This is a genomic window from Vibrio sp. 378 (genome assembly GCF_033339435.1).
Genome location: NZ_JAWOUO010000692.1, coordinates 1 through 641, shown reverse-complemented (window position 1 = coordinate 641; position 641 = coordinate 1). Strand labels below are relative to the sequence as shown.

The following is a 641-nucleotide window of genomic DNA, read 5'->3' as shown; positions in this document are numbered from 1 at the left end:
CGCGCCAATAAATGCCAACCATTTTTAAGCACACCTTCATGCTGCGCCGCCATCATCATTTGAATGTAAACTCGAGCACCCCAGCTCCCACCCGTTTGGTTTTGCTCCGCCATATAAGCATTTGGATCGCTTTGTGTTCGACTGGTTTGCAACAGTTCAAACTGACCTTTGAAATCCAAGCTTTGGCAGGTTGATTCCTTACCCGTATTTTGGAAGAAACGAGACTTGCTGTAGTAGGAGTAGTAGTTGGTCGTCGAATGCCCTTCCCAACCAGCGAATCGGAATCGTCCTTTCTCTAAACCGTGGCCTAGCTCATGCAAATCACCGTGACCTAAAGGACTGAAGGCCCAATAAGCATCGTACGGGTTACCAGAGCAGCCATAACCACAAGTGGCTTGGTCAGCATTCATGTGCTTAACCATATCAATATTGGCAATTTCCCAGCCTTGGTTTTGAGCGTATTGAATAATTTCAGGTACTTCGTCTATACCCGGCCCTTGGAAACCAGCCAGAACATGCGGGTAGTTATGAACATATTCTTCCGTTGCAAGCGCCATTTCCGCAGGGGTAGACCACATTTCAGCGTTGACCGACTCTAACATCTTGTCGCGCTGTGAGTGCACTTCAAACCCAGGGGTGAT

General features: G+C 48.0%; 1 protein-coding gene. It reads right to left on the bottom strand.

Going from position 1 to position 641, the window contains the following annotated elements:
- Window positions 1–641, bottom strand: a 641-nt coding sequence (locus tag R7Q48_RS28305; RefSeq protein WP_318133643.1) for an ImpA family metalloprotease, incomplete at both ends; no start/stop codon positions are given.